Origin of the sequence: Achromobacter sp. LC458, assembly GCF_001005835.2 — a bacterium.
Lineage (GTDB): Bacteria > Pseudomonadota > Gammaproteobacteria > Burkholderiales > Burkholderiaceae_B > Achromobacter > Achromobacter spanius_B.
The window spans coordinates 1-25,049 of sequence record NZ_LBHW02000047.1; the positions used below are offsets into that span (position 1 = coordinate 1).

A 25,049-nucleotide genomic window follows, 5' to 3' on the forward strand; every position below is an offset into this window, starting at 1 on the left:
GTGGCGCGGATGTAGTCCAGGTGCTGGCCGATGACGGCGCGCGCCTGGTCGGCGTCGCCGTCAAGGATGCTTTGCATCAGCGCCTGGTGCTGATGGGTCAGCTTGTCGTGCGAGGACGGGCTGTCCTGGATGACCATGATGCGGCGGTTTTGCGCCACGGTGGACAGCATCAGGTCGAACAGCCCGCGCATGACTTGCAGCAGCACCAGGTTGTGCGAGGCTTCGGCAATGGCCAGGTGAAACTGCGCGTCGGCGTGGGCCGAGAGCTCGGCATTGCCGCGTTGCTGGTAGTCGACCATCTGATCGAAGCAGCGCTGGATCTTGGCTTTGTCCGCGTCGGTGGCGCGTTGCGCCGCGTAGCTGGCGGTGCTGGTTTCCAGCGCGCAGCGCGTTTCCAGCACGTCATAGCGGTACTGCGGGTCGTGCTGCATCAGCGCGGCCAACGGCGACATCGATTCCTGCGGCCATTGATGCGCGTCGGCCGTCAAAAACGTGCCGGCGCCGACGCGGCTGATCAGGATGCCGTGGCTGGACAGCTTCTGGATGGCCTCACGCAAGGCGGTTCGTGACACGCCCAGGCTTTGCGCCAAGCCGCGCTCGGCCGGCAGCCTTCCACCCGGCGCGATGTTGCGGGCCTGGATCAGGGATAACAGCTTTTCAGCGACTTGGTCTGACAGGCGCATGGGATATTGGTACGACCAATTTGCCGTCCCTTGCGGGCGGCGGCGCATGCCAATCACGCGCCGGAGGTAATGATACCCAAGAATCGCCGCTCAATCTCGCGGGAAGATTCGTTTAATTCGCGATATTGCCAAGCAAAACTGGTACGACCAATTTGTTGTAAAGCGACGCTGCCCGACCTTCAGCCAACCGGCGCCCACAGCGTTTCGCGGGTGGCTTCCAGATGCGTCAGATACAGCCGCAGATCAAATTCGTATTGGTGGTAGTGCGGTTCCATGCGCAGGCACAAGTTGTAGAAGGCCTTGTTATGGTCCTTCTCTTTCAAGTGCGCCAACTCATGCACGGTGATCATTTTCAGGAACTGCGCGGGCACGGTCTTGAATAGCGTCGCCACCCGGATCTCGTGCTTGGCGCGCAATTTCCCGCCCTGCACGCGCGAGATGTACGTGTGCTGGCCCAGCGCGTGCTGGATCACATGAATCTTGCTGTCGTACGCCACCTTGTTGATCTGGTCGCCATTGCGCAGATACGTGTTCTTCAGGTCGGTCACGTACTGGTATAGCGCGCGGTCGGTGCGGATGTCGTGCGGCCCATCCGGGTAGCGCGCAAGCAGGGCGTCGCCCAGCTTGCCGCGCTCAAGCAGCGTCTGGGCCTGGACGAGCAGGGGTTCCGGATAGCCGGTAAGAAATTTCAGGGTAGTCACAGCGCCGAGCGAGCAGGCGCGCGCCCGAAGACCACCGGCAGCGCCATGAAGAAAAGGATCACGAAAAGCGCCAGGCTCCACAGGGCGTATTCGATGCCCAGCACCGGCACCTTGGCGTCCATGCAGGTGGCGAAAATGCCGAACACCCAGGGCACGTTGCCTTCCAGGCCGATGCCCGTCATGAAGCGGTCGGCAAACGTCTGGTCGCACGACAGCATGTTGGCCGCCACGGTGTACTGGTACCAGGCCGCCACCACGCCGGACAACGACAACAGCGCCGCCAGCGCGCCGGCAATGCGGGTCAGCGCCCGGCCGCCACCAAAACCGCCCACCAGCGCCACCACCCCGATCACCAGATAGATCAGGCGTTGCAGCACGCACCAGGCGCAGGGCGGCATGTCAAAGACGTGTTGTGAAATCAGGGCCACGCCAACGGCGCCGAAGCAAAACAGGGCAATCAGGCGTAGCAGGCGTTCAGAGCGGGTAGTCATTTTTTTTAGCTTGTCTTGAGATTGGTCGATGCGGGCACGCGGCCCGGCCAACGCTTAGGCTTTGGGAACCGGAATTGGTTGCATCACCTGTGTCAACAAACCCAGCATCAGGTCGCGCGCGCCTTCCCAGAAGATCTGTACGCCCAGGCACAGCATGATGAAGGCGGACAGCCGCATGAACACGGCCGTGCCGTTGTCGCCCAGCCGGTGCAGCATCTGGGCGGCAAAGCGCAGGCAGATATACAGGGTCAGCGACACGGCGATGATGCCGGGAATCGAGCCGCCCAGGCGTACCAGGCTCAGCACATGGTTCTGGTCGCGCAGCGACACGCCCACGGTAATGGCGGCGGCAATCGAGCCCGGGCCGCAGCTGATGGGGAAGGTTAACGGGTAGAACGCGCGCGCCTTGGCCATTTCAGGCGTAAACGATTCGGCCATGCGGGCCACGCGCTCGGTATCGGCATCCGGCGAATTCACCAGCCGCCAGGCGCTGGCAATCACCAGCATGCCGCCACCCACGCGCACGATCGACAACGAAATGCCGAAGAAACTGAGCAGCACGTTGCCGGCCACCATGGCCACGACCAGCATCAGGCACACGTTGATAGCCACGCGCTTGGCCAGCACCACGCGCGTGGCCGACGAGGCGCCTTCGGTCAGCGACAGGAAGATTGGCGCGATGGCGGGCGGGTTCAGGAAGGGCAAGAGCGTGGCCAGCGCAAAAAAGAAGCTGCTGCCAAAGACGCGCAGATAGTCGTTGAGCTGCATGAGGGCGGGCATCGCGTGGCCGAAAACCCGGATTGTATGCGGTCCGGGTGCCGTCTGGCGATGCCGCGGCTGCGGTCAGATCAAGCGACCCGCTGTTGCGCCTCGTCGCCGGCCAGCGCATCCAGGATGTCGCGTTCAAACTGCATCTGGCTGCGGGGGCGGGCCAAAGTGGATCCGTCCACGATGAAGACGTCTTCCACGCGGTCACCCAGCGTCATGATCTTGGCCATCAAGAGGTTGATTTCGTGCCGTGCGAACACGCGCGCCAAAGCGTGCAGCAGGCCAGGGCGGTCGGTGGCCGTGACGGACAGGCGCCACGATGTGCTGCGCTCGTCCGGTTGCAGTTCAGCCTGCGGCATGACGGGAAATACCCGCGACACGCGCGATTGCCGGTTGCGGCCGTAATAGCCGCCCCGGTTGGGCTGCGCTTGCGCGGCCGCCTGTGGGTCTTTCAGACGTTCGGCCAGTTCGTGTTCCACCAGCGTGGCTTGCGCGCGCAGGTCGCTGGCACCTTCGGGCAGCAGCACGATAAAGCTGTCCAGCGCCCAGCCATGGCGAGTGGTGTGGATGCGCGCGTCCTGAATAGACAGGCTCTTCGCGTCGAAGTACCCGCAGATCGCCACGAACAGGTCCGGCGCATCGCGCGTGTAGACCATGATCTGCAAACCTTCGCCTTGCTCGGTGGGGCGCGCTTTGACCACGGCTTGCGCCGGCGCCACCTGGTGATACAGGTGGCGCGTGTGCCAGGCAATGTCGGAAGCGTCGTGGCGCAGGAAATAGGCCACGTCCAGCTGGTTCCAGAAGGCCTCGCGGGCGTCGTCGCGCAGGCCAGCCCGGCGCGTCAGGCGGGCCGCTTCTTCCTTGCGTTCGGTCAGCACCGTGTGCGCGTCCGCGTGGGCGCCGCCCAATGCGGCCAGCGTCAACTTGTACAGGTCTTCCAGCAGCTTGCCCTTCCAGGCGTTCCACACCTTGGGGCTGGTGCCCCGGATGTCGGCCACCGTCAGCAGATAGAGCGCCGTCAGATGGCGTTCGTCTTTGACCGTGCTGGCAAATTCCTGCACCACCGCCGGGTCGGAAAGGTCACGCTTTTGCGCCACGGCCGACATCAGCAGGTGGTGGCGCACCAGGAATTCCACCAGCTTGGCGTCTTCCGGATCCATGCCATGGTCTTGCGCAAACTTGCGCACTTCGCGGGCGCCCAATTCGGAGTGGTCGCCGCCCCGGCCTTTGGCGATGTCGTGAAACAGCGCGGCCACGTACAGCAGCCAGTGCCGGTCCAGCCCGGCAATCAGCTGGCTGGCCAGCGGATATTCCTGCGCATGCTCGGGCATGGTGAAGCGGCGCAGGTTGCGCACCACGGCCAGCGTGTGCTGGTCCACCGTGTAGGCGTGGAAAAGGTCGTGCTGCATCTGGCCCACAATGCGGCGAAACACCGGCAGGTAGCGGGGCAGGATGTTCAGCATCGTCATGCGCCGCAGCTCGTGCACGATGCCGCGCGGCTGCTGAAGAATTTGCAGGAACAGCTTGCGGTTGACCGGGTTGCGTCGGAACTGCGCGTCGATGCGATGGCGCGAATGCCAGATGGCGCGCAGCGTGCGCGCCGACATGCCGGTCAGTTCGGGGTGCTGCTGCATCACCAGGAAGGCGCGCAGCAGCAGGGTGGGGTTGCGTTCGAAACCGTCGTCGCGAATGATGTCCAGGCGGTCGCGCAGGTTGCGGAAATCGTCGTCGATATCGCGCGCGTCGCTATCGGGGCGCGGAAACAGCCGTTCTTCGATGTTCTGCACCAGGATGCCGTTCAGCTGCGTTACCAGGCGCGCTGCCCAGTAGTAGCGCTGCATCAGCAGTTCGCTGCCGCGACGCGTGGCGGTGGCATGAATGCCGTAGACCTCGGCCAGCGCCGGCTGCAAGTCGAACAGCACGCGGTCCTCGCGGCGGTTCGACAGCAGATGCAATTCAATGCGCAGGCGTTTGAACGCCTGTTCGGCCTTGCGCAGGTCGCGCGCCTCGGATGAGGTCAACAGGCCCGCTTGCGCAACCGACCGCCAGCTGTCGCCAAAACCCGCCGCGCGCGCCATCCACAGAATCACTTGCAAGTCGCGCAGGCCGCCGGGCGATTCCTTGCAATTCGGTTCCAGCGCGTAGGGCGTGTCGTGATAGCGCGCATGGCGCTGCTGCATCTCGACCCGCTTGGCCTGGAAGAAGGCGCGCGGATCCAGCCGCGACTTGGTGGCCGCGTCGAACTTGCGCATCAGGATGCGGCTGCCCGCCAGCCAGCGCGATTCCAGCAGCGCCGTTTCCACGGTGATGTCAGCGTCGGCCTCGCGCTCGCAGTCTTCAATGGTGCGCACGCTGTGGCCGGGCTCCAGGCCCAAGTCCCACAGCGACGCCACCAGCCGTTCAATCGCCGTTTCTTCTTCCCGCGTGGGGGCGTGCGGCAACAGAATCAGCAGGTCGACGTCGGAATGCGGATACAGTTCGCCCCGGCCATAACCGCCCACCGCGGCCAGCGTGGCACCCAGCGGCAGCGGATAGTGCTTGACCAGGTCTCGCAGCGCGGCGTCCACGATGCGCCGCAATTCAGACAGCAGGGTGTCCGGGCGCTCGTGTTCGCGAAACTGCGCCACCGCGGCGCGTCGGGACTGCTGGATGCGTTCGCGCAGGGAGCTCAGGAATTCGGCGGTCATGGGCGGGCGGCGATGCGTTACACGGCGGGGATGACGATGGGCTCGGTGATGAACGCCGGCGGGGGCGGCATGCCGGGCGATAGCGTCAGCACTTCATAGCCGGTTTCCGTGACGCAGACCGCGTGTTCCCATTGAGCGGACAGGCTATGGTCGCGCGTGACCACCGTCCAGCCATCGGCCAGCTGGCGGATTTCGCGGCGGCCGGCATTGATCATGGGTTCAATGGTGAACAACATGCCCGTTTCCAGTTTCACGCCGGTGCCGGGCTTGCCATAATGCAGCACTTGCGGATCTTCATGGAAGCGCTGGCCGATGCCGTGGCCGCAGAATTCACGCACCACCGAAAAGCCGTTGGATTCCGCATGCTTCTGGATGGCGTTGCCTACGTCGCCCAGGGTGGCGCCGTTCTTGACCTGCTGAATTCCCTTCCACATGCATTCGAAGGTGATTTCGGTCAGGCGGCGCGACAAGATGGACTGTTCGCCCACGGGGTACATGCGGCTGGTGTCGCCGAACCAGCCGTCTTTGATGATGGTGACGTCAATATTGAGAGAGTCCCCATTTTTCAGCACCTTGTCGCCCGGGATGCCGTGGCACACCTGGTGGTTCACGGACGTACAGATGGCGCCGGTGAAGGGCGGGTAGCCGGGCGGGGCGTAGCCTACCGTGGCGGACTTGACCTTCAATTCGTCAGTCAGGTATTCCAGGCACAGGCGATCCAGCTCGCCGGTGGTGACCCCCGGCTTGACGTAGGGGGTGATGAAGTCGAGGACTTTGGCGGCGTCCTGGCAGGCGGCGCGCATCTTGGCCAGGTCGGCCGGATTGGTAATTGTGCCCATGGAGTAACTTGACGATCTCTCGCTTGAATGTCTGCTTGAAAGAATAGTAGAATTATAGGCTTCCCTAAAATTTTGGGGAGCCATCGGTAGTGATACCGGTAGTAGCAGTGGTAGTAGTGGTAGTAGTGCTGGTAACAGTACTGTTACCGTAACTGGGTAACGGCAAGAGCCGATCCTGGCAGCGGTGGTCGAAGATGCGCCGCATGAGTTTTGCCAGTCTCTTTGCCCCGAACGATCTTTCATGAGATCGGCAGCATGCCCTGAAGTTTCACCGCAAGCGAAGGTTGTGGAGCGAAATCGGGCAGGTTGCCAGGTACTGAAAGAGCGCAAGGTGCGAAAGGGGCCACGCAGGATTTGTGTGGGTATTTGAAATCAGCAAAACCGGGGCACGGCGTGCTTGTACGCCCGGTCATGTTTTTGAGCGGCGATGCAGGTTCGGTATGGACGCCAGATTAAGTTCTTGAAAACCTTCGAGTTTTTTTAAGAAATGCCCTGGTGGTCTGATGCGCAAGATGGCGTTGAGCCTGACTGCGAAGAGCTGGATTTCGCTGCCAACAAAACAAGTCCGGGTGCGCTGAACCCCGGAAACTTCCAGGAATTTCCCGGAGGGTCTGGCTCAGCGCCTGCTTGTGCAGAACAAGCGGGAACAAGTGTGTAGTGCAAGGCTCTGGTCGTGTCGGTCGTCTGGGTTTATCGCGGAAGCAGTAGTTTTATTGCGACAGTGATCGGTCGGCCCGGTTAAAATTTTGTCCATCCCGCATGTTGCGGGAAATCGCGCGTCTCACCACCCAGGGTGTCAGCCAGATGCTGATGCAGGTGCGGCGCAAGAAACCAACCCTTGGAGAATTACATGTCTTTGATGCGCGAAATGCTGGAAGCGGGTGTCCACTTTGGTCACCAGACCCGTTACTGGAACCCCAAGATGGCTCCGTACATCTTCGGTCACCGCAACAAGATTCACATCATCAACCTGGAAAAGACGGTTGATAAGTACCAGGAAGCCACCAAGTTCGTGAAGCAGATCGCTGCTCGCGGCGGCAACATCCTGTTTGTCGGCACCAAGCGCGCTGCTCGCGAGCTGGTCGCCTCTGAAGCCGCTCGTTGCGGCATGCCCTTCGTCGACGCCCGCTGGCTCGGCGGCATGCTGACCAACTTCAAGACGGTCAAGACCTCGGTCAAGCGCCTGAAGGACATGGAAGTCGTCGTCGCCGAAGGCGGCGCCGAGCGCATGATCAAGAAGGAAGGCCTGCTGTTCCAACGCGAACTGGACAAGCTGAACAAGTCGATCGGCGGCATCAAGGACATGAACGGTCTGCCTGACGCCATGTTCGTCATCGACGTCGGCTACCACAAGATCGCCATCGCCGAAGCCAAGACGCTGGGTATCCCCGTCGTCGCCGTGGTTGATACCAACCACTCGCCGGACGGCATCGACTACGTCATCCCCGGTAACGATGACTCGGCCAAGGCCATCGCGCTGTACGCCAAGGGCATCGCCGACGCCGTGCTGGAAGGCCGCGAACAGAACATCAATGGTCTGGTCGAAGAGCAAGGCGAAGGTCAGGAAGAGTTCGTTGAAGTGCAGGACAACCAGGCCTAAGCCTGTTGTCATGTCCGGCGGTTAGTGTCCGGGAGCGGCTTTGAAACAGAACCGCTCCCGCCTCGCCGGCACTGCGAAGGTGGGCTCCCATCTTCCTGGCCCGCCACTGGCGGGCGTCCCATCGAATCAAATCACTGCCCCGGCGAGCCGGGGCGTGTCTTAGCAAAATTGGAGCAAACATGGCTGAAATTACCGCTGCCCTGGTCAAGGAACTGCGCGAGAAGACCGACGCGCCCATGATGGAGTGCAAGAAGGCCTTGACGGAAGCCGAAGGCGACCTGGCTCGTGCCGAGGAAATCCTGCGCGTCAAGCTGGGCAACAAGGCCAGCAAGGCCGCTGCCCGCGTCACCGCCGAGGGCCTGATCGGTCTGTTCATCTCCGCCGACGCCAAGCAAGGCGCCGTGGTTGAAATCAACTGCGAAACCGACTTCGTTGCCAAGAACGACGACTTCGTCGGCTTTGTGAACAAGCTGGCTGAACTGGTTGCCACGCAGAACCCGGCCGACGTCGCCGCTCTGTCGGCCCTGCCGTTCGGTGAAGGCACCGTTGAAACGACCCGTACCGCCCTGATCGGCAAGATCGGCGAAAACATCTCGATCCGCCGCTTCGAGCGCATCGAAACGCCGAACTCGCTGGCCAGCTACGTGCACGGTGGCAAGATCGGCGTGCTGGTGGAATACACCGGCGCCGAAGAAGTGGGCAAGGACCTGGCGATGCACATCGCCGCCACCAAGCCCAAGGCCCTGAACGCCGACGGCGTGAATCCGGCCGACATCGCTGCCGAGCGTTCGGTTGCCGAGCAGAAGGCCGCCGAATCCGGCAAGCCGGCTGACATCGTCGCCAAGATGGTTGAAGGTTCGGTCGCCAAGTTCTTGAAGGAAGTGACCTTGTTGTCGCAACCTTTCGTCAAGAACGACAAGCACACGGTCGAACAGCATCTGAAGGCCAATGGCGCTTCGATCAGCAAGTTCGTGCTGTTCGTTGTCGGCGAAGGTATTGAGAAGAAGACCAGCGACTTCGCCGCTGAGGTTGCCGCCGCCGCCGCCGGCGCCGCCTAACCTTCTGGGGTAGTGCTTAAAGGCCGGCACTAGATTAAATTCTAGTCCGGCCTTTTTACGCCGAGGGGCCGGGTCGGGTGCAGCAGCGCCCGGCAGATAGCCGGCCCTGGGGCTTTGAGGGTCACCCTCATTCTTGTCATACACTTTCGTCGGATTGTTCTTCGGGATATCACCTATGAGCAGCAGAGCATACAAACGGGTTCTTCTCAAACTTTCCGGCGAGGCGCTGATGGGCGAGGATGCTTTTGGCATCAATCGTTCCACCATCGTCCGCATGACCGATGAGATCGCCGAAGTCGCCGCCACGGGCGTCGAACTGGCCATCGTCATTGGCGGAGGTAACATTTTCCGTGGCGTCGCCCCGGGTGCGCAGGGCATGGACCGCGCCACCGCCGACTACATGGGCATGATGGCCACCATCATGAACGCGCTTGCCCTGCAAGACGCGCTGAAGCACAAGGGCATCGACACCCGCGTACAATCCGCCCTGAACATCGATCAGGTCGTCGAACCCTACATCCGCCCGAAGGCTTTGCGCTACCTCGAAGAGGGCAAGGTCGTCATCTTCGCCGCGGGCACGGGCAACCCCTTCTTCACGACCGACACCGCCGCCGCCTTGCGTGGCGCGGAAATCGGCGCGGAGATCGTGTTGAAAGCCACTAAAGTGGACGGCATCTACAGTGCGGATCCCAACAAGGATCCCACCGCGACGCGTTATTCGCGGATCAGCTTCGATGAAGCGATCGTGCGCCGTCTGGAAGTCATGGACGCCACGGCCTTCGCACTGTGCCGTGACCAGAAACTGCCGATCAAAGTGTTTTCGATCAATAAGTCCGGCGCGCTCAAGCGAGTGGTCAGCGGTGAAGACGAAGGCACGTTGGTACACGTTTAAAGAAAAGGAAATTCCATGAGCGCAGCAGAAATTCGCAAATCCGCCGAAGCCAGGATGGCCAAGTCGCTTGATACGCTCAAGATCAACCTGGGCAAGATCCGGACGGGCCGCGCCCACACCGGCATCCTGGACCACGTGCAGGTCGAGTACTACGGCTCGCCGGTTCCGGTCGGCCAGGTCGCCAACGTGAACCTCGTGGACGCCCGCACCATCAGCGTGCAGCCCTACGAAAAGCACATGGCCGGCCCGATCGAAAAGGCCATCCGTGAATCGGATCTGGGCCTGAACCCGATCTCGATGGGCGATACCATCCGCGTGCCGATGCCCGCCCTGACCGAAGAGCGCCGCCGCGACCTGACCAAGGTTGTGCGCAGCGAAGGCGAAGACGCCAAGATCGCCGTGCGCAACCTGCGTCGTGAAGCGAACGAAGCCCTGAAGAAGCTGGTCAAGGACAAGGAAATCTCCGAGGACGACGAACGTCGTGCGCAGGACGATGTCCAGAAGCTGACCGATCGCGCTGTGGCCGACATCGACAAGATGGTCGTCCAGAAAGAAGCGGAAATCATGACCGTATAATCCGTGATTACTTCGGGGCGAGCGGCTTGGCCGTATCGCCCCGGCGTCAGGATTTTCTTGCCCATGCGCCGTCCTTACCATTGCTTCGCAGCACCCTTACGCAGCAATGGAACGACGGCGCAGGTTTTTCTCCCGTAGTTTCGATATTGGCCGGCTTTCCGCGCTTAAGTCCCACATCCATGGCAACCAGTTCGACCCAGGCGGTTCCCGATACTCGCGACATCCCAGAACACGTGGCCATCATCATGGACGGCAACGGGCGATGGGCCACGCGACGGCTGCTGCCTCGCACGGCCGGCCACGCCAAGGGCGTGCAGGCGGTACGCCGAGTGGTTGAAGCTTGCGGTCGTGCGGGCGTGCGCTATCTGACGCTGTTTGCGTTCAGCTCTGAAAACTGGCGCCGGCCCGCCGAGGAAGTCTCGCTGCTGATGCGCCTGTTCGTGCAGGCGCTTGAACGCGAAATCGGCAAGCTCGACGAGCAGGGCGTGCGCTTGCACGTCATCGGCGACCTGAGCGCGTTCGAACCCCGCTTGCAAGAGCTGATCCTGGCCGCGCAGGCGCGCACCGCCCACAACGACCGCTTGCACTTGACGGTGGCGGCCAACTACGGCGGCCGCTGGGACATTCTTCAAGCCACGCGCGCCATGCTCGCGGCCGAGCCCGAGCTGGCCGCCCACCCCGAGCGGGTCGACGAAGAGCGGCTGGCCCGGCACCTGTCGATGTCCTGGGCGCCCGAGCCCGACCTGTTCATCCGCACCGGCGGCGAGCAGCGCATTTCCAATTTCCTGATCTGGCAGATGGCCTACGCGGAGTTCTACTTCACGGATCGCTATTGGCCGGATTTCGGCGCCGCCGAATTGCAGGCGGCGTTTGACTGGTATCGCACCCGCGAACGCCGCTTCGGCCGCACCAGCGCGCAAGTCAGCGAAACCGGCGCGCAGTAAGCAGACCGCGACAAGCGTGTCTTTCCAGAGCAGCACACGAGGAGACCGTCATATGTTGGGCCAGCGTATCGTTACCGCCGTCATCCTGTTGGCCATTCTGGCCGCCGCGATGATCAGCGCGAATCCCTGGTGGTTTGTTGCCTTGCTGGCCCTGGCCGCCGCGTGCGCCAACTGGGAATGGCTGCGCTTGACGCTGCCCCAGCCCCCGTCCCCCCTGATTGCCATCGGCGTCGCCGTGCTGCTGTTTTGCGGCATGCTGGCGCTGGCGTCGGCCTGGCTGGCGGGCAACGGCGTGGGCTGGCGCGACCCTACTTGGGTGTTGCGCTATGTGGTGCCGGCCGTGGCGGCCGTCTGGTTGTTGGGCGGCTTCACGGCCGTAATCCAGGGCCGTTCCGACGCATCGCCTGCCAGCCTGGGCTGGTCCGTCTTCTCGGTGCCCGCCGCGTTTGCGGCCTGGGCGGTGCTGGCGCAGATGTTCATCGCGCGCGGCGCGGGGTTCGTGGTGTCGCTGCTGGCGCTGGTTTGGGTGGCCGACATTGCCGCTTATTTCGCCGGCCGTGCATTCGGCAAGCGTAAACTGGCTCCTCGGGTCAGCCCGGGCAAGACCATCGAGGGCGCCGTTGCCGGCGTGTTGGGCGCCGTGATCTGGATCGGCTTGTCCAGCCTGTGGGACGGCTCGTTCGGACATGCGCTGGTTGAACGCTGGAGCTTCTGGCTGGCGCTGCCTATTGCCGCCTTGCTGGGCGTGGTGTCCATTGTTGGCGACCTGTTCGAATCGCTGCTCAAGCGCCGCGCCGGCCGCAAGGATTCCAGCACGCTGCTGCCCGGCCACGGCGGGGTCTATGACCGCATCGATGCGATTCTTCCGGTGGCCCCCTTTGCGCTACTTTTGTCTGGAGTGTTGTTTTGACGGCTTTTCAACGCGTCGTCGTGCTGGGGTCGACCGGGTCGATCGGTGAAAGCACGCTGGATGTGATTGCCCGCCACCCCGATCGGCTGGCGGTTTATGCGCTGTCCGCGTACAGCCGGATGGAACGCTTGGCGCAACAGGCCCAGGCCTGCCGCGCCGCTGTTGTCGTGGTGCCGGATGACGCGGCCCGCAGGCAATTCACCGCCGCCTGGACAGGCAAGCAGCCGATGCCCGAAATCCGCGTCGGCGCCCAGGCGCTGGCGGACACCGCGGCCGACCCGGAATGCGATTCCGTCATGGCCGCCATCGTCGGCGCTGCCGGTTTGCCCGCCGCGCTGGCGGCTGCCCGTAGCGGCAAGCGCGTGTTGCTGGCCAACAAGGAAGCCCTGGTCGCTGCCGGGTCCTTGTTCATGCAGGCCATCCGCGACCACGGCGCCGAGCTGCTGCCCATCGACAGCGAGCACAACGCCATTTTCCAATGCCTGCCCCACGGCGGGCGGGCGCAAGCGCCCGATGCGCCCGCCCCGGGCGTGCGCCGTCTGCTTCTGACGGCCTCTGGCGGCCCGTTCCGCGGGCGCGACCTTGAAGACCTGCACGATGTGACGCCCGCCCAGGCATGCGCCCATCCCAACTGGAGCATGGGCCGCAAGATCTCGGTGGACTCGGCCACCATGCTGAACAAAGGCCTGGAAGTGATCGAGGCGCATTGGCTGTTCGCCATGCCGGCCGATCGCATCGAAGTCGTGGTGCACCCGCAAAGCGTCGTGCATTCGATGGTCGAATACGACGACGGTTCGGTGCTGGCGCAGCTGGGGCAGCCCGACATGCGCACGCCCATCGCCTACGGGCTGGGCTTTCCCGACCGCCTGGCCAGCGGCGTGGGCCCGCTGGACCTGACGCGTCTGGGCCGGCTGGATTTCGAAAAGCCCGATCTGGCCCGCTTTCCCTGCCTGGCGCTGTCTTTTGCCGCGCTGCGGGCCGGGCAGGGCGCCTGCGTGGCGCTGAACGCCGCCAACGAAGTCGCCGTGGCGGCATTCCTGGATGGCCGCCTTCCCTACACCTGGATCGCGCGCGTCATTGAAGCCACCCTGGAGTGGCAAGCCGCCCGGGCATCTGTTACGCTCAACAGTCTTGACGAAGTGCTGGCGCTGGATGCCGACGCGCGCATCTTCGCCGGTAACCTTGGGCTGGCCTGATGGCTGGCCCCGCTTGCTTCTGATTCCCTAGATCCCGATCCCGATGCTTTTCACCCTGCTGGCCTTTGCGGTAGCGCTTGGCTCCCTGATCACCTTCCATGAGCTGGGGCACTATTGGGTGGCTCGGCTTTGCGGCGTCAAGGTGCTGCGGTTTTCGCTGGGCTTTGGCAAGGTCATCTTGCGTCGCACGGATAAAAACGGCACCGAATGGGCCGTTTCGGCGTTGCCGCTGGGCGGCTACGTCAAAATGCAGGACGACGCGCCCGCCGGGGCCAGCCCAGCCGAGGCCGCCAGCGCCTTCAACAACAAATCCGTGGGCAAGCGCATTGCCATCGTTGCCGCGGGCCCCATCTTCAACCTGATCCTGGCGGTCTTCCTGTACGCCGGCCTGAACATGGCCGGCACGGACGAACCGCAGGCCATCATCGCCCAACCCGCTGCCGAGACGCCCGCTGCAAATGCCGGCCTGCTTGCGGGCGACCGCATCCTGGCCGTGGATGGCCAGGAAATTGCTTCGTGGTCCGACGCGCGCTGGCGCCTGATGGACGTCATGTCCACCGGCGGCCGCGCGCTGATCGAAGTCAGCACCCCGTCTGGCGCCGTCCAGCAACGCGAGCTCAATCTGCCGCCCAACGCCATGGACCCGTCCTCGGGCGATCCCCTTGCAGCTGCCGGTATCCGCCTGGCCCAGCCCAAGCCCGGCGTGCGCGCCGTGAACGACGGCGGCGAAGGGCAGGCGGCGGGCATGCGTACCGGTGACCTGATCGTGGCCATCAACGGCCAGCCCACGCCGGAAACGGGCTCGGTCATCAAGCAAATCCAGCAAAGCGCCGGGCAGACGCTGACGCTGACCCTGCTGCGCGATGGCGCCAATATTTCGCTGAACGTGACGCCGCGCGCTGAAACGGTCAACGGCCAGGAAATCGGCCGCTTGGGCGTGCAACTGGGCGGCGACGTGCCGATGGTCACCGTTCGCTATGGCCTGTTCGAAAGCGTATGGCGCGGTGCCGTCCGCACCTGGGATACCGCCTGGTTCTCGCTGCGCATGATGGGCCGCATGGTCACCGGCGATGTCTCGTGGCGCAACGTCAGCGGCCCGGTCACCATCGCCGACTACGCCGGCCAGACCGCCCGGATCGGCATTGTTGCGTATATCGCCTATATTGCCTTGATCAGTATCAGCCTGGGCGTACTAAATTTGCTGCCCATTCCTATGCTGGACGGCGGCCATCTGCTGTACTATCTCGTCGAAATTGTGCGGGGTAGCCCGCCGCCAGCGAGGTGGATCGATATCGGACAGCGCGCCGGCATAGGTTTATTGGCAGGCCTGATGGGCCTTGCGCTGTTCAACGATTTCACGCGTTTATTCACGTAAACGCGATTTAGCATAAAATCCCCCGCCATTTGCACGACCGAGGATACTCAAGGATGTCTTTTCGCCGGATGTTTCATCACAAAAAGGGTGTACTGCCGGGTCTCATCGCCGCATTAATGCTGCCGGCCATGGCCCAAGCCTTCGACCCTTTTGTCGTGCGGGATATCCGCGTAGAGGGTATTCAACGGACTGACGCCGGCACCGTCTTCGGTTATCTCCCCGTCAAGGTGGGCGAGAAATTCACCGAAGAAGAGGCCACCGAAGCCATCCGTCGCCTGTACGGCACGGGCTTTTTCACCGACGTGCAAATCCAGACGGACAACAACGTCGTGGTGGTCGTCGTGCAAGAGCGCCCGACCATCGCCTCCGTCAACTTCAACGGCATGCGTGAATTCGACTCCAAGGCGATCACCACGTCGCTGGGGCAGGTCGGTTTCGCCGAAGGCCGCATTTTCGATCGCTCGATGCTCGAGCGCGCGGAATACGAACTGAAGCAGCAATACCTGTCCAAGGGCAAGTACGGCGTTGAAGTCACCTCTACCGTGACGCCGCTGCCGCGTAACCGCGTGGGCGTGAGCTTCGACGTGTTTGAAGGGTCGGTTGCCCGCATCCAGGAAATCCGCTTCGTCGGCAACAAGGCCTTCTCGGAAAGCGACCTGCTTGACGAGTTCAAGCTGACGACGCCGGGCTGGTTGACCTGGTACACCGATACCGACAAGTATTCCCGCGAAAAGCTGGAAGGCGACCTTGAGCGCCTGCGTTCGTTCTACCTGGACCAGGGTTACCTGGAGTTCACGGTCGAGCCCCCGCAGGTCACCATTTCGCCTGACCGCAAAGACATCCGCATTACGATTACCGTTCACGAAGGCGAGCCCTACAAGGTGCGCAGCGTGAAGCTGGCCGGCAATCTGCTGGGCCTGGATAAGGAAATCAACGCCCTGGTGCAGACCAAGCCCAACGAGACGTTCTCGGCCGCCAAGGCCAACGACTCGGCCAAGGCCATTACCGACTACCTGGGCGAATTGGGCTACGCGTTCGCCAACGTCAACCCGAATCCGCAGCTGGACCGCGCCAAGCACGAAGCCGACCTGACGTTCTACGTCGACCCGAGCCGCCGTGTGTACGTGCGCCGCATCCAGATCGGTGGCAACACCCGCACGCGCGACGAAGTCGTGCGCCGCGAAATGCGCCAGCAGGAAGCCGCCTGGTACGACGCCAAGGACATCAAGACGTCCCGCGACCGCGTCGACCGCCTGGGTTATTTCAGCGACGTCAACGTCAAGACCGATCCCGTCCCCGGTTCGCCCGACCAGGTCGATGTGAACGTGGACGTGAAAGAAAAGCCCACCGGCATGATCAACCTGGGCGTGGGCTACGGTTCGTCCGAAAAGGCGATTCTGTCGGCCGGTATCAGCGAAGACAACGTTTTCGGCAGCGGCACCAACCTGACGCTGCAATTGAACACCAGCAAGACGAACCGCGCGGTCGTGCTGTCGCACACCGACCCGTACTGGACCAAGGAAGGCATCAGCCGCACGACGTCCGCGTACTACCGCGTGACCGAGCCCTGGAACAACAACGACGGCGACTACCGCGTCAAGGCGCTCGGCCTGGGCATGAACTTCGGCATTCCCATTTCGGAATACGACCGGATCTTCCTGGGTGCCAACTACGAACACAACCAGATCGACCTGTTCACGAACTCGCCGCAGGCCTACCGCGACTTCGTAAGTCAGTACGGCGATTCGACGAACGCGGTCATCTTCAGCACCGGCTGGTCCAAGGACACGCGTGACAGCGCGCTGGCGCCGACCAAGGGCTCGTACACGCGCCTGAAGGCCGACGTATCCACCGTCGACCTGCAATACACGATGTTGACCGGCCAACAGCAGTACTTCGTGCCGCTGGGTGGCTCGTACACGCTGGCCTTGAACGGCATGGTCGATTGGGGCAACAGCTACGGCAGCAAGAATTACCCCGTCATCAAGAACGTGTATGCCGGCGGTATCGGCACCGTTCGCGGGTATGAAGGGTCGTCGCTGGGTCCGCGCGATACGCTGACCGGCGATTACCTGGGCGGTACGCGTCGTGTCGTGGCCAACGCGCAGTTGTATCTGCCGTTCCCGGGCGCCACCAAGGACCGCACGCTGCGTTGGTTCATCTTCAGCGATGCAGGCCAGGTCGCTGCCGGCAGTGGTCTGAGCTGCACCCGTGGCCGCAACAACACCGAGGTCGAGGATCCTTGCGGCTGGCGTTTCTCGGCGGGTGTCGGCCTGTCGTGGCAGTCGCCGATGGGACCGTTGCAGCTGTCTTACGCGCGTCCGCTGAACTCCAAGCAGGGTGACGACAAGCAAAGCTTCCAGTTCCAGATCGGTACCGGTTTCTAAGCGCGCCGTTACGCTTGAAAACAAGGGAGGGGCCCCATGGCCCGGCTCCCTTGCTGTTTAGTGGCACAATACACACTTTGGCTTTGCCTTACTGGAAGGTGAGATTTTCATGATGTCTGATTTCGCACTTAAATCATCGAATACGCCGCGCGCCAAGCGCCGTGGCAAGCTGGGCGGCTCCATTGCCCTGGTGGGTGCTCTCATTCTCGGTTCGGCTGCTGCGATTCCCGCGCAGGCTCAAAACACCAAGATCGGCTTCGTCAACACCGAGCGGATCCTGCGTGAATCGGGCCCGGCCAAGACGGCGCAAAGCAAGATCGAAGCGGAATTCAAGAAGCGCGACGACGAGCTCCAGCGCCTGAACAACAGCCTGCGTTCGCAAGCCGAAAAGTTCGACAAGGACGCTCCGGTTCTGTCGGAATCCGACCGCGTCAAGCGCCAGCGCGAACTGTCCAACCTGGATACCGACCTGCAACGCAAGCGTCGTGAATTCCAGGAAGACTTCAACCGCCGCCGCAATGAAGAGTTCTCGGGCATCGTCACGAAGGCCAACGAGGCCATCAAGCGCATCGCCGAGCAAGAAAGCTACGACCTGATCATCCAGGACGCCGTGACGGTCAACCCGCGCATCGACATCACCGACAAGGTGATTCAGAGCCTGGGCAAGTAAGCAGCACCCGTCACACCATGCCGGTTTTACTGGATCTTGCTCGCGCGCCGACTCTTGAAGCACTGTTGAGCGCCGCCAATACCCAGGGTATGGACTGGCGCATCAGCGCGCCCCAGGGCGCAGAACCTTTCAAGGTCTGCGGTATCGGGACGCTGTCTTCGGCGGGTAGCCAGGAAATCACGTTCCTGGCCAACCCCCGCTACCAGAGCCAACTGACCACCACGCAAGCCGGGGCGGTCATCGTCTCGGCCGACGTGGCCGAGGCGCTGGAAGCCCAGGGCGCCGATCGGCCGCCCTTTGCGCTGGTCGTCTGCAAACATCCCTATCTGCTGTATGCCCGTGTGGCCCAATGGTTCGACGCGGCGCGTCGTCCTGCGTTGCCGGGTTCCACGCATCCGTCCGCCGTTGTTGCGCCCGACGCCGTCCTTGAAGAGGGCGTGCGTATCGGCCCCAATTGCGTGGTCGAGGCGGGCGCCCGCATCGGTCGCGACACGGTCCTGGGACCGGGCTGCGTGGTCGGGGCGGGCTCGTCCATTGGCGCGGGCAGCCGCCTGCACGCACATGTCACCCTTTACGAAGGCGTGAAAGTGGGCGAGCGGGCCATCATTCACAGCGGCGCCGTGCTGGGCGCCGACGGTTTCGGCTTTGCGCCGGACCCGACGCTGGGGCAGGGCGCCTGGGGCAAGATTCCCCAGCTGGGCGGCGTGTCCGTGGGCAACGATGTCGAAATCGGGGCCAACACCACCGTCGACCGTGGCGCCTTGGACGACACCGTGGTGTCGGACGGCGTCAAGCTGGACAACCAGATCATGGTGGCGCACAACGTGCGCATCGGCGCGCATACCGCCGTGGCGGCGTGCGTCGGCATCGCCGGCTCCACCACCATTGGCGAACGCTGCACCATCGGCGGCGCCGCGATGCTATCGGGCCATTTGACCTTGGGCGACGACGTGCACATCTCAGGTGGCACGGCGGTCACCTCCAGCATCACCAAGCCAGGCCGCTATACCGGGGTGTTCCCGTATGCCGAGCATGGCGACTGGCAGCGCAACGCCGCCGTGATACAACAGTTGGCGCAACTGCGCCGCCGCGTGCGCACGCTGGAAAAAGACTAGAGCGCGCAATTGCCGCCTGGGCGTGCACGCGCCAAAATTATTTCATCTCGCAGGAAAGCATAGAAAAATGGAACTCGACATCAAGGGGATCATGGAGAGGCTGCCGCATCGTTATCCGATGCTGCTGATTGATCGCGTCGTCGAAATGGTGCCCGGCAAGTCTATTGTCGCCATCAAGAATGTCTCGATCAATGAACCGTTTTTCAACGGCCACTTCCCCCACCATCCGGTGATGCCGGGCGTGCTCATCGTGGAAGCCATGGCGCAAGCTTCGGCACTGTTCTCGTTCACGGACGAAAACGGCGGCCTCAAATGCGATAGCTCCAAGACGGCCTACTATCTGGTCGGCGTCGACGGCGCGCGCTTCCGCCGCCCCGTGGTGCCGGGTGATCAACTGCGCATCGAAGTCGAAGCCGAACGTCTGAGCCGCAGCATCTGTAAGTACGCCGCGCGCGCGACGGTCGACGGACAAGAAGTGGCGTCCGCCAAGCTGATGTGCGCGATTCGCAGCCTGGAAGAGTAAATGGCAGGAAACATCCATCCCACCGCAGTCGTTGATCCGGCGGCAAAAATTGACCCGAGCGCCGTAATCGGCCCGTTCGCAATGGTGGGGCCAGACGTCACCATCGGAGCAGGGACCGAAATCGGCCCCTACTGCATGGTTGACGGCGTCACGACCATCGGGCGCGACAACCGTTTTTACCGCTACTGCTCGATCGGCGGCATGCCGCAAGACAAGAAGTACGCCGGTGAAAAGACGCGCCTGACGATCGGCGACCGCAATACCGTGCGCGAATTTGTCACGCTGAACACGGGCACCGTCCAAGATGGCGGCGAAACGACGCTGGGCAGTGACAACTGGATCATGGCGTATGTGCACGTGGCGCATGATTGCCACGTTGGCAGCCACACCATTCTGGCCAACTCGGTGCAACTGGGCGGCCACGTGCATGTGGGCGACTGGGCCATCATCGGCGGCCTGACCGGCGTGCACCAGTTTGCACGCGTGGGCGCGCACACCATGACGGGCGGCAACAGCTCGTTGATGCAGGATACGCCGCCGTTCGTGCTGGCGTCGGGCAACCCGTGCCGGCCGGTGGGCATCAACGTCGAAGGCCTGAAGCGTCGCGGTTTTACCCCCGTGATGATTTCGGCCCTGCGCGAAGCCTACAAGATCATCTACCGCCGTGGTTTGCCGCTGGACGCGGCGCGCGCTGAATTGCACAAGCGCCAACAAGAAATTCCCGAAGCGGCCGAGCATCTGCAAACGCTGCTGGATTTCCTGGACGTCGCCTCGCGCGGCATCATTCGCCCATGAACACTCGGATCGGCATGGTGGCCGGCGAGCCTTCGGGCGACTTGCTGGCCGGTCGGATCATTGCCGGTCTGCAAGCCCGCGATGCCAGCGTGCAGTGCGAAGGCATCGGCGGCCCGCAAATGCAGGCCCGCGAATTTGACGCCTGGCATCCCATGCACGCGCTGACCGTGTTCGGCTACGTCGATGCGCTCAAGCGCCTGCCCAGCTTGCTGAGCACCTATCGCGACGTCAAGCGCCGCTGGCTGGCCGAGCCGCCCAAGGTCTTCGTGGGCATCGATGCCCCCGACTTCAACCTGCGGCTGGAACATCAGCTACGCCTGGCCGGTACCCCTACGGTGCATTTCGTCGGCCCGTCCATCTGGGCGTGGCGCTACGAACGCATTCATAAGATCCGTGAATCCGTGTCGCACATGCTGGTGCTTTTCCCGTTCGAGGAAGAGATCTACCGCAAGGAAAACATTCCGGTCACCTACGTGGGCCACCCGCTTGCCGGCGCCATCCCGATGCAGCCGGACCGCGCCGCCGCGCGCGCAAGCCTGGGCATCGACCCGAACGCGCGCGTGCTGGCGATTTTGCCCGGTAGCCGTTCGTCCGAAATCCGCCTGCTGGCGCCGCGCTTTTTGCAGGCTGCCCAGCTGTTGATGAAGAAAGATCCCGCCCTGCAGTGCGTCGTGCCGATGGTTAACGACCAGCGCCGCGCCGAATTCCAGGCGATTCTGGCTCAGCACCCGGTGCCCGGCCTTCGCTGCATTACCGCCGACGACCTGCATGGCGCCGGCGGCGATCGCAAGGCGCCCGTGGCCTGGTCCGTGATGGAAGCGGCCAACGCGGTGTTGGTGGCCAGCGGCACGGCCACGTTGGAAACGGCGCTGTACAAGCGCCCCATGGTGATTTCGTACGTGTTGTCGCCCTGGATGCGCCGCATCATGACGTGGAAGTCGGGGCAGCAGCGGCCTTACCTGCCGTGGGTGGGCCTGCCCAATGTGCTGTTGCGCGATTTCGCGGTGCCTGAATTGCTGCAAGACGACGCAACGCCCGAAAAGCTGGCCGAGGCGACCTGGGCGTCCTTGACCGACGATGCGCTGATCGCCCGCGTCGAGGCCCGCTTTACCGCCATGCACCAGGAATTGCTGCGCGACACGCCGGCCCTGGCGGCCCAGGCGATTCTGGAGGTGGCGGGTGGAGCAGCCTGAATTGTTCGCGGCCCCCGTGCAACCCGCCATGGTGACGGCGGGCGTGGACGAGGCGGGCCGTGGCCCGCTTGCCGGCGCGGTCTATGCCGCGGCGGTGATCCTGAACCCGGCGCGGCCCATCGATGGGCTGGCCGATTCCAAGGTGCTTAAAGCCGCCACCCGCGAGGCGCTGGCGCTTGAGATCCAGGAATACGCCCTGGCCTGGTGCGTTGCCAGTGCCAGCGTGCAGGAAATCGATACCCTGAACATCCTGCGGGCCACGATGCTGGCCATGCAACGGGCGGTGCAGGGCTTGTCCTTGCCCGCGCAACTGGCTTTGGTGGACGGCAACCAGGCGCCCAAGCTGGGTTGCACCGTGCAGACGGTCATCAAGGGCGATGCGCTGGTGCCGGCAATTTCCGCTGCCTCCATCCTGGCCAAGACCGCGCGCGATGCCGATCTGGTGCGCCTGCACAGCCTGTATCCGCAATACGCCTTTGACCAGCACAAGGGCTACGGCACCGCGCTGCACCTGCAAATGCTGCGCGAACACGGCCCTTGCGCGGAACACCGCCGCAGCTTCGCTCCGATCAAGGCGTTTGGCCTGGCGTCATGAAGCACATCAGTTCCCGCGACAATCCGGCGGTCAAGGCCTTGGCCAAACTGGCCGGCACGGCCGGCAAGCGCGGCGCGCCCGTGTTGCTGGACGGCGTGCACCTGTGCCAGGCCTGGTTGCAGCACCACGATGCGCCGGACCAGGCCATCTTCGATGTGGATCGCCTGGCGCAACCCGATATCGCCGCATTGGCAGCCGCGGTTCCCGACGCCCGCTGCCTGGCGCTGGACGCGCGCCTGATGCAGTCGCTGGCCAGCGTGGAAAGCGCGCAGGGCGTGGCCTTTCTGGTCACTCCCACGCCGTTGGAATTGCCGGCCGACATCGACGAAAACTGCGTGCTGTTCGACCGTATCCAAGATCCCGGCAACGTCGGCACGCTGCTGCGCACCTGCGCGGCGGCGGGCGTGAAACGTGTGTTCCTGGCAACGGGTACCGCCGCCGCGTGGTCGCCCAAGGTGTTGCGCAGCGGCCAAGGCGCGCACTTCGCGCTGGCCATCCACGAACACGTTGACCTGCCCGCCTTGTTGCCCAGCCTACGCGTGCCGCTGGTAGCGACCGCGCTGGACGGCGCACAGAACCTGTACGAAGGCGCGTTGCCGGCCCGGTGCGCCTGGGTCTTCGGGCACGAGGGTCAAGGCGTGGATCCCGCTTTGCTGGCCGCCGCCCGGCTCAAGGTCTGCATCCCCCACGACATGGCCGCCGTCGAGTCCCTGAACGTCGGCGCGGCTGCCGCGATCTGCCTGTTCGAGCAGCGGCGCCAAGCGCTTGCCCGCGCGGAATACTGACGACGCCGTCATTTTTCGTCCTTTTTTTGAGCCGATTCGTTGATCCGGCCCCGCTTATACTCGCGCATTGCTTAAGACGCGGACCTGGCGCACATACGTCGCACCCACGGCACGCGGACGATCCAGCGGAGAATCCACCGGACGAACAAACAGGCCCAAACATGAAGGTGATTTCAAGTCGCCTGCGCTCTTGGACCGCAGGCCGGCACGACCGCCAGTCCGTGCGTTTTTGAAGCCGCACGTTTTGTAAAATCCGGTCGCACTCATATACTTCACGCTTTAAATTTCTGCGAGATGGCTATGGCGGCATCGCCGGTTCCGAAACTGAAGGCATGGATGGCGCGGGCGGGTGTGACACGTGTGGCACACGTCGGCCGGGCGCTGCTATTGGCTTCCACCTGCGCGCTTGCACTGAACGCGTGCATGTCGGTCAGCACGCAGAAAGTCGGCATGACGCCCGTGGCCTCTGCCGACCCGGTCCACACCATCCAGCTGTCGCGCGTCGTCATCGCGGCCTTGCCGAACGACAGCAGCGTGACCTTGCCCGCGGCGTCGCAGTGGCGCCGCGTCGGGGCGTTGCCGCAAGGCGACGTCTACCGTTCGATGGGCGGCTTGTTCACCATTCAGACCCGACGGCAGGGTGAGGCTTATCTGGTGGCGTCATCCGGCAAGCTGCTGGGTTTTTACCTGCCGGGCGAAAGCGCTTATATGGCGCTGTCTCGTCCCGTCACTTTGCCTGTGGAGATGCGTCAATGAAGTCGTGGATCAAGGGTGTGGCGGCAGTTGCCGTCGCCGTGTTGCTGGCCGGATGCGCGGGCCCGAAGTTTGATGCATTGCATGGGCGCTTGCCCCCGATCGCCGAAGGCAATGGGCGGATCTATTTCTATCAGCCGCAGCCCACCAACCTGGCGGCGGCGCAGCAGAAACTGCGCGTCAACGATGTTGTGGTCGGCCGCAACAAGCCGGGCAGCTTTTTCTTTGTTGACCGACCCGCCGGCAGCTATGTGGTCACCAACCTGCATTGGACGGGCGACGGCGTGAGCTTCATGCTGGACCCGGGGCAGACGCGATATGTGCGCGTCATGGCCGAGGTGTACGGCGCCACCGGTGCCGTAGGCAAGTTGTCGATGCAACTGGTCGACCCGCCAGAACTCGCCGAAAACGAGATGCGTGGCCTGCGGTATTGGGGCGCGGCAAGTCCCGAGCGGATGCCGGGCTTCTGACCCACGCCCATCTTTTGAATAGGCCAAGCTTGGGCGCACCATGGGTGCGCCCAAGTTTTTTTCAGCCCCGATCCAGGCCCACTTCCTGCAACACCGTCGTCGCGATTTCTTCAATCGATTTGGTGGTGCTGGACAGCCACGAAATGCCTTCACGGCGCATCATCCGTTCGGCTTCCGCCACTTCGTAGCGGCATTGTTCCAGCTGGGAATAGCGGCTGTTGGGGCGGCGTTCGTTGCGAACTTCCGCCAGGCGCTCGGGCTGGATCGACAGGCCGAACAGCTTGGCGCGGTGCGGGGCGATGGTCGAGGGCAGGGTGCCGCGTTCGAAATCGTCCGGCGTCAGCGGGAAGTTGGCGGCCTTGATGGCGTACTGCATCGCCAGGTACAGGCTGGTGGGGGTCTTGCCGCAGCGCGACACGCCCACCAGGATGACGTCCGCCTGGTCCAGCTGGTTGACGAACTGGCCGTCGTCGTGAGCCAGGCTGAAGTTGATGGCGTCGATACGGTTGCGGTACTTTTCGGAATTGGCCTGCATGTGCGACCGGCCGATCGAATGGCTGGACTTCAGGCCCAGCGCTTGCTCGATATGGCTGACGAAGGTGCCGAACAGGTCCATGAAGATGCCGTTCGCCTGACGAACACGCGCCAGGATCTCGGGGTTGACCAAGGTGCTGAACACAATCGGGGGCACACCGGCTTCCAGGGCGCTGCGGTCGATGCGCATGGCGACCTCGGCGGCCTTTTCCAGGGTGTCGACGAACGGCAGCCGAATCGGCTTGAATTCCACCTCTTCGAACTGGGACAGCACCGACTGGCTGAAGGTCTCGGCGGTGATGCCGGTACTGTCGGAAACGATGTATACCGTGCGTGCGATCGGGGTAGATGTCATGTGTAAAAAATTCCAACCAGTCAGATAGCCCAGGGTACTCCACCGAGTACAATCAGGCCCCTATAAGTCACCCCAAGGGCGGTCCAAGGCCAGTTTGGTCAGCGTCTGAAAAAAGCAGTTTTTGTGCTTGTTTCGTGCTTTGACCTAACTCGCT

At 63.2% G+C, this 25,049-nt stretch carries 25 protein-coding genes; 18 read left to right on the forward strand and 7 right to left on the reverse strand.

Features of this window, described 5'->3' with window-relative positions; all coding sequences use genetic code 11:
• From lldR to map, 6 genes are all read right to left on the reverse strand, one after another.
• Positions 1–683 (reverse strand): transcriptional regulator LldR (lldR, locus tag YH64_RS26125; RefSeq protein ID WP_143215548.1); only part of this gene is annotated, 683 nt, incomplete at its 3' end.
• A 179-nt stretch (positions 684–862) separates the two neighbouring features.
• Positions 863–1,384: a M48 family metallopeptidase gene (locus tag YH64_RS26130; RefSeq protein WP_046807193.1), complete on the reverse strand. Its 522-nt coding sequence runs from the start codon at positions 1,382–1,384 to the stop codon at positions 863–865.
• Complete coding sequence (locus tag YH64_RS26135) at positions 1,381–1,875, reverse strand: disulfide bond formation protein B (protein WP_046807197.1); 495 nt, start codon at positions 1,873–1,875, stop codon at positions 1,381–1,383. The genes YH64_RS26130 and YH64_RS26135 overlap by 4 nt, the downstream gene beginning before the upstream one ends.
• Positions 1,876–1,929: 54 nt before the next feature.
• Entirely contained in the window at positions 1,930–2,643 is a 714-nt protein-coding gene (locus tag YH64_RS26140; protein WP_046807192.1) for a MarC family protein, read from the reverse strand.
• Positions 2,644–2,723: 80 nt separating this feature from the next.
• On the reverse strand, positions 2,724–5,330 hold the full coding sequence (locus YH64_RS26145) for a [protein-PII] uridylyltransferase (RefSeq protein ID WP_046807191.1): 2,607 nt from the start codon (positions 5,328–5,330) through the stop codon (positions 2,724–2,726).
• Positions 5,331–5,347: 17 nt separating this feature from the next.
• Positions 5,348–6,169, reverse strand: a complete 822-nt coding sequence (map, locus tag YH64_RS26150) for a type I methionyl aminopeptidase (protein ID WP_046807190.1) — start codon at positions 6,167–6,169, stop codon at positions 5,348–5,350.
• Between the two features lie 850 nt (positions 6,170–7,019).
• Between map and rpsB the strand changes: the two genes are divergently transcribed.
• The 18 genes from rpsB to YH64_RS26240 all read left to right on the forward strand — a co-directional run bounded on the left by rpsB (position 7,020) and on the right by YH64_RS26240 (position 24,006).
• The gene (gene rpsB, locus YH64_RS26155; protein ID WP_046807189.1) at positions 7,020–7,769 is read left to right on the forward strand and encodes a 30S ribosomal protein S2; all 750 of its coding nucleotides are present in this window, start codon (positions 7,020–7,022) and stop codon (positions 7,767–7,769) included.
• Between the two features lie 179 nt (positions 7,770–7,948).
• On the forward strand, positions 7,949–8,827 hold the full coding sequence (gene tsf, locus YH64_RS26160; RefSeq protein WP_046807188.1) for a translation elongation factor Ts: 879 nt from the start codon (positions 7,949–7,951) through the stop codon (positions 8,825–8,827).
• Between the two features lie 175 nt (positions 8,828–9,002).
• Positions 9,003–9,719 (forward strand): UMP kinase, encoded by a 717-nt coding sequence (pyrH, locus tag YH64_RS26165; RefSeq protein ID WP_046807187.1) that lies wholly within the window; start codon positions 9,003–9,005, stop codon positions 9,717–9,719.
• Between the two features lie 15 nt (positions 9,720–9,734).
• Positions 9,735–10,295: a ribosome recycling factor gene (frr, locus tag YH64_RS26170; protein ID WP_046807186.1), complete on the forward strand. Its 561-nt coding sequence runs from the start codon at positions 9,735–9,737 to the stop codon at positions 10,293–10,295.
• 179 nt (positions 10,296–10,474) lie between these two features.
• The gene (gene uppS, locus YH64_RS26175; RefSeq protein WP_046807185.1) at positions 10,475–11,239 is read left to right on the forward strand and encodes a polyprenyl diphosphate synthase; all 765 of its coding nucleotides are present in this window, start codon (positions 10,475–10,477) and stop codon (positions 11,237–11,239) included.
• Between the two features lie 52 nt (positions 11,240–11,291).
• Positions 11,292–12,149, forward strand: coding sequence for a phosphatidate cytidylyltransferase (locus YH64_RS26180; RefSeq protein ID WP_046807184.1), 858 nt, complete (start codon positions 11,292–11,294; stop codon positions 12,147–12,149).
• Entirely contained in the window at positions 12,146–13,345 is a 1,200-nt protein-coding gene (locus tag YH64_RS26185) for a 1-deoxy-D-xylulose-5-phosphate reductoisomerase (RefSeq protein ID WP_046807183.1), read from the forward strand. The genes YH64_RS26180 and YH64_RS26185 overlap by 4 nt, the downstream gene beginning before the upstream one ends.
• A gap of 43 nt (positions 13,346–13,388) precedes the next feature.
• Positions 13,389–14,720, forward strand: a complete 1,332-nt coding sequence (gene rseP, locus YH64_RS26190) for an RIP metalloprotease RseP (RefSeq protein WP_046807182.1) — start codon at positions 13,389–13,391, stop codon at positions 14,718–14,720.
• 53 nt (positions 14,721–14,773) lie between these two features.
• Complete coding sequence (gene bamA / locus YH64_RS26195) at positions 14,774–17,107, forward strand: outer membrane protein assembly factor BamA (protein WP_046807181.1); 2,334 nt, start codon at positions 14,774–14,776, stop codon at positions 17,105–17,107.
• Positions 17,108–17,216: 109 nt separating this feature from the next.
• Positions 17,217–17,777 carry an OmpH family outer membrane protein gene (locus tag YH64_RS26200; protein WP_046807180.1) on the forward strand — a complete coding sequence of 187 codons (561 nt, stop codon included), beginning with the start codon at positions 17,217–17,219 and terminating at the stop codon, positions 17,775–17,777.
• A 17-nt stretch (positions 17,778–17,794) separates the two neighbouring features.
• The gene (gene lpxD / locus YH64_RS26205) at positions 17,795–18,892 is read left to right on the forward strand and encodes a UDP-3-O-(3-hydroxymyristoyl)glucosamine N-acyltransferase (RefSeq protein ID WP_046807179.1); all 1,098 of its coding nucleotides are present in this window, start codon (positions 17,795–17,797) and stop codon (positions 18,890–18,892) included.
• A gap of 67 nt (positions 18,893–18,959) precedes the next feature.
• Entirely contained in the window at positions 18,960–19,415 is a 456-nt protein-coding gene (fabZ, locus tag YH64_RS26210; RefSeq protein ID WP_006219108.1) for a 3-hydroxyacyl-ACP dehydratase FabZ, read from the forward strand.
• Positions 19,416–20,210, forward strand: coding sequence for an acyl-ACP--UDP-N-acetylglucosamine O-acyltransferase (gene lpxA / locus YH64_RS26215; RefSeq protein ID WP_046807178.1), 795 nt, complete (start codon positions 19,416–19,418; stop codon positions 20,208–20,210).
• A complete protein-coding gene (gene lpxB / locus YH64_RS26220) occupies positions 20,207–21,403 on the forward strand; it encodes a lipid-A-disaccharide synthase (protein ID WP_046807177.1) in 1,197 nt (398 codons plus the stop codon). The genes lpxA and lpxB overlap by 4 nt, the downstream gene beginning before the upstream one ends.
• Complete coding sequence (rnhB, locus tag YH64_RS26225) at positions 21,390–21,998, forward strand: ribonuclease HII (RefSeq protein WP_046807176.1); 609 nt, start codon at positions 21,390–21,392, stop codon at positions 21,996–21,998. Before lpxB ends, rnhB begins: the two co-directional genes overlap by 14 nt.
• Positions 21,995–22,783, forward strand: coding sequence for an RNA methyltransferase (locus YH64_RS26230; RefSeq protein WP_046807175.1), 789 nt, complete (start codon positions 21,995–21,997; stop codon positions 22,781–22,783). Before rnhB ends, YH64_RS26230 begins: the two co-directional genes overlap by 4 nt.
• Before the next feature lie 387 nt (positions 22,784–23,170).
• Positions 23,171–23,539, forward strand: coding sequence for a hypothetical protein (locus YH64_RS26235; protein ID WP_255444757.1), 369 nt, complete (start codon positions 23,171–23,173; stop codon positions 23,537–23,539).
• Positions 23,536–24,006: a DUF2846 domain-containing protein gene (locus YH64_RS26240; protein ID WP_046807174.1), complete on the forward strand. Its 471-nt coding sequence runs from the start codon at positions 23,536–23,538 to the stop codon at positions 24,004–24,006. Before YH64_RS26235 ends, YH64_RS26240 begins: the two co-directional genes overlap by 4 nt.
• A 61-nt stretch (positions 24,007–24,067) precedes the next feature.
• On the opposite strand, the gene YH64_RS26245 is transcribed toward YH64_RS26240, so the two are convergent.
• Positions 24,068–24,895 carry a pyruvate, water dikinase regulatory protein gene (locus YH64_RS26245; RefSeq protein ID WP_046807173.1) on the reverse strand — a complete coding sequence of 276 codons (828 nt, stop codon included), beginning with the start codon at positions 24,893–24,895 and terminating at the stop codon, positions 24,068–24,070.
• Positions 24,896–25,049 lie beyond the last annotated feature (154 nt).

Excerpts from the sequence above, each read along its gene's own strand:
- YH64_RS26145 (WP_046807191.1), bottom strand. The coding sequence starts at position 5,330 with ATGACCGCCGAATTCCTGAGCTCCCTGCGCGAACGCATCCAGCAGTCC.
- YH64_RS26180 (WP_046807184.1), top strand. The coding sequence starts at position 11,292 with ATGTTGGGCCAGCGTATCGTTACCGCCGTCATCCTGTTGGCCATTCTG.
- rseP (WP_046807182.1), top strand. The coding sequence starts at position 13,389 with ATGCTTTTCACCCTGCTGGCCTTTGCGGTAGCGCTTGGCTCCCTGATC.
- lpxB (WP_046807177.1), top strand. The coding sequence starts at position 20,207 with ATGAACACTCGGATCGGCATGGTGGCCGGCGAGCCTTCGGGCGACTTG.
- YH64_RS26135 (WP_046807197.1), bottom strand. The coding sequence starts at position 1,875 with ATGACTACCCGCTCTGAACGCCTGCTACGCCTGATTGCCCTGTTTTGC.
- pyrH (WP_046807187.1), top strand. The coding sequence starts at position 9,003 with ATGAGCAGCAGAGCATACAAACGGGTTCTTCTCAAACTTTCCGGCGAG.
- rpsB (WP_046807189.1), top strand. The coding sequence starts at position 7,020 with ATGTCTTTGATGCGCGAAATGCTGGAAGCGGGTGTCCACTTTGGTCAC.
- tsf (WP_046807188.1), top strand. The coding sequence starts at position 7,949 with ATGGCTGAAATTACCGCTGCCCTGGTCAAGGAACTGCGCGAGAAGACC.
- frr (WP_046807186.1), top strand. The coding sequence starts at position 9,735 with ATGAGCGCAGCAGAAATTCGCAAATCCGCCGAAGCCAGGATGGCCAAG.
- uppS (WP_046807185.1), top strand. The coding sequence starts at position 10,475 with ATGGCAACCAGTTCGACCCAGGCGGTTCCCGATACTCGCGACATCCCA.
- YH64_RS26230 (WP_046807175.1), top strand. The coding sequence starts at position 21,995 with ATGAAGCACATCAGTTCCCGCGACAATCCGGCGGTCAAGGCCTTGGCC.
- YH64_RS26140 (WP_046807192.1), bottom strand. The coding sequence starts at position 2,643 with ATGCAGCTCAACGACTATCTGCGCGTCTTTGGCAGCAGCTTCTTTTTT.
- lpxA (WP_046807178.1), top strand. The coding sequence starts at position 19,416 with ATGGCAGGAAACATCCATCCCACCGCAGTCGTTGATCCGGCGGCAAAA.
- YH64_RS26245 (WP_046807173.1), bottom strand. The coding sequence starts at position 24,895 with ATGACATCTACCCCGATCGCACGCACGGTATACATCGTTTCCGACAGT.
- lpxD (WP_046807179.1), top strand. The coding sequence starts at position 17,795 with ATGCCGGTTTTACTGGATCTTGCTCGCGCGCCGACTCTTGAAGCACTG.
- map (WP_046807190.1), bottom strand. The coding sequence starts at position 6,169 with ATGGGCACAATTACCAATCCGGCCGACCTGGCCAAGATGCGCGCCGCC.
- fabZ (WP_006219108.1), top strand. The coding sequence starts at position 18,960 with ATGGAACTCGACATCAAGGGGATCATGGAGAGGCTGCCGCATCGTTAT.
- YH64_RS26240 (WP_046807174.1), top strand. The coding sequence starts at position 23,536 with ATGAAGTCGTGGATCAAGGGTGTGGCGGCAGTTGCCGTCGCCGTGTTG.
- bamA (WP_046807181.1), top strand. The coding sequence starts at position 14,774 with ATGTCTTTTCGCCGGATGTTTCATCACAAAAAGGGTGTACTGCCGGGT.
- YH64_RS26200 (WP_046807180.1), top strand. The coding sequence starts at position 17,217 with ATGATGTCTGATTTCGCACTTAAATCATCGAATACGCCGCGCGCCAAG.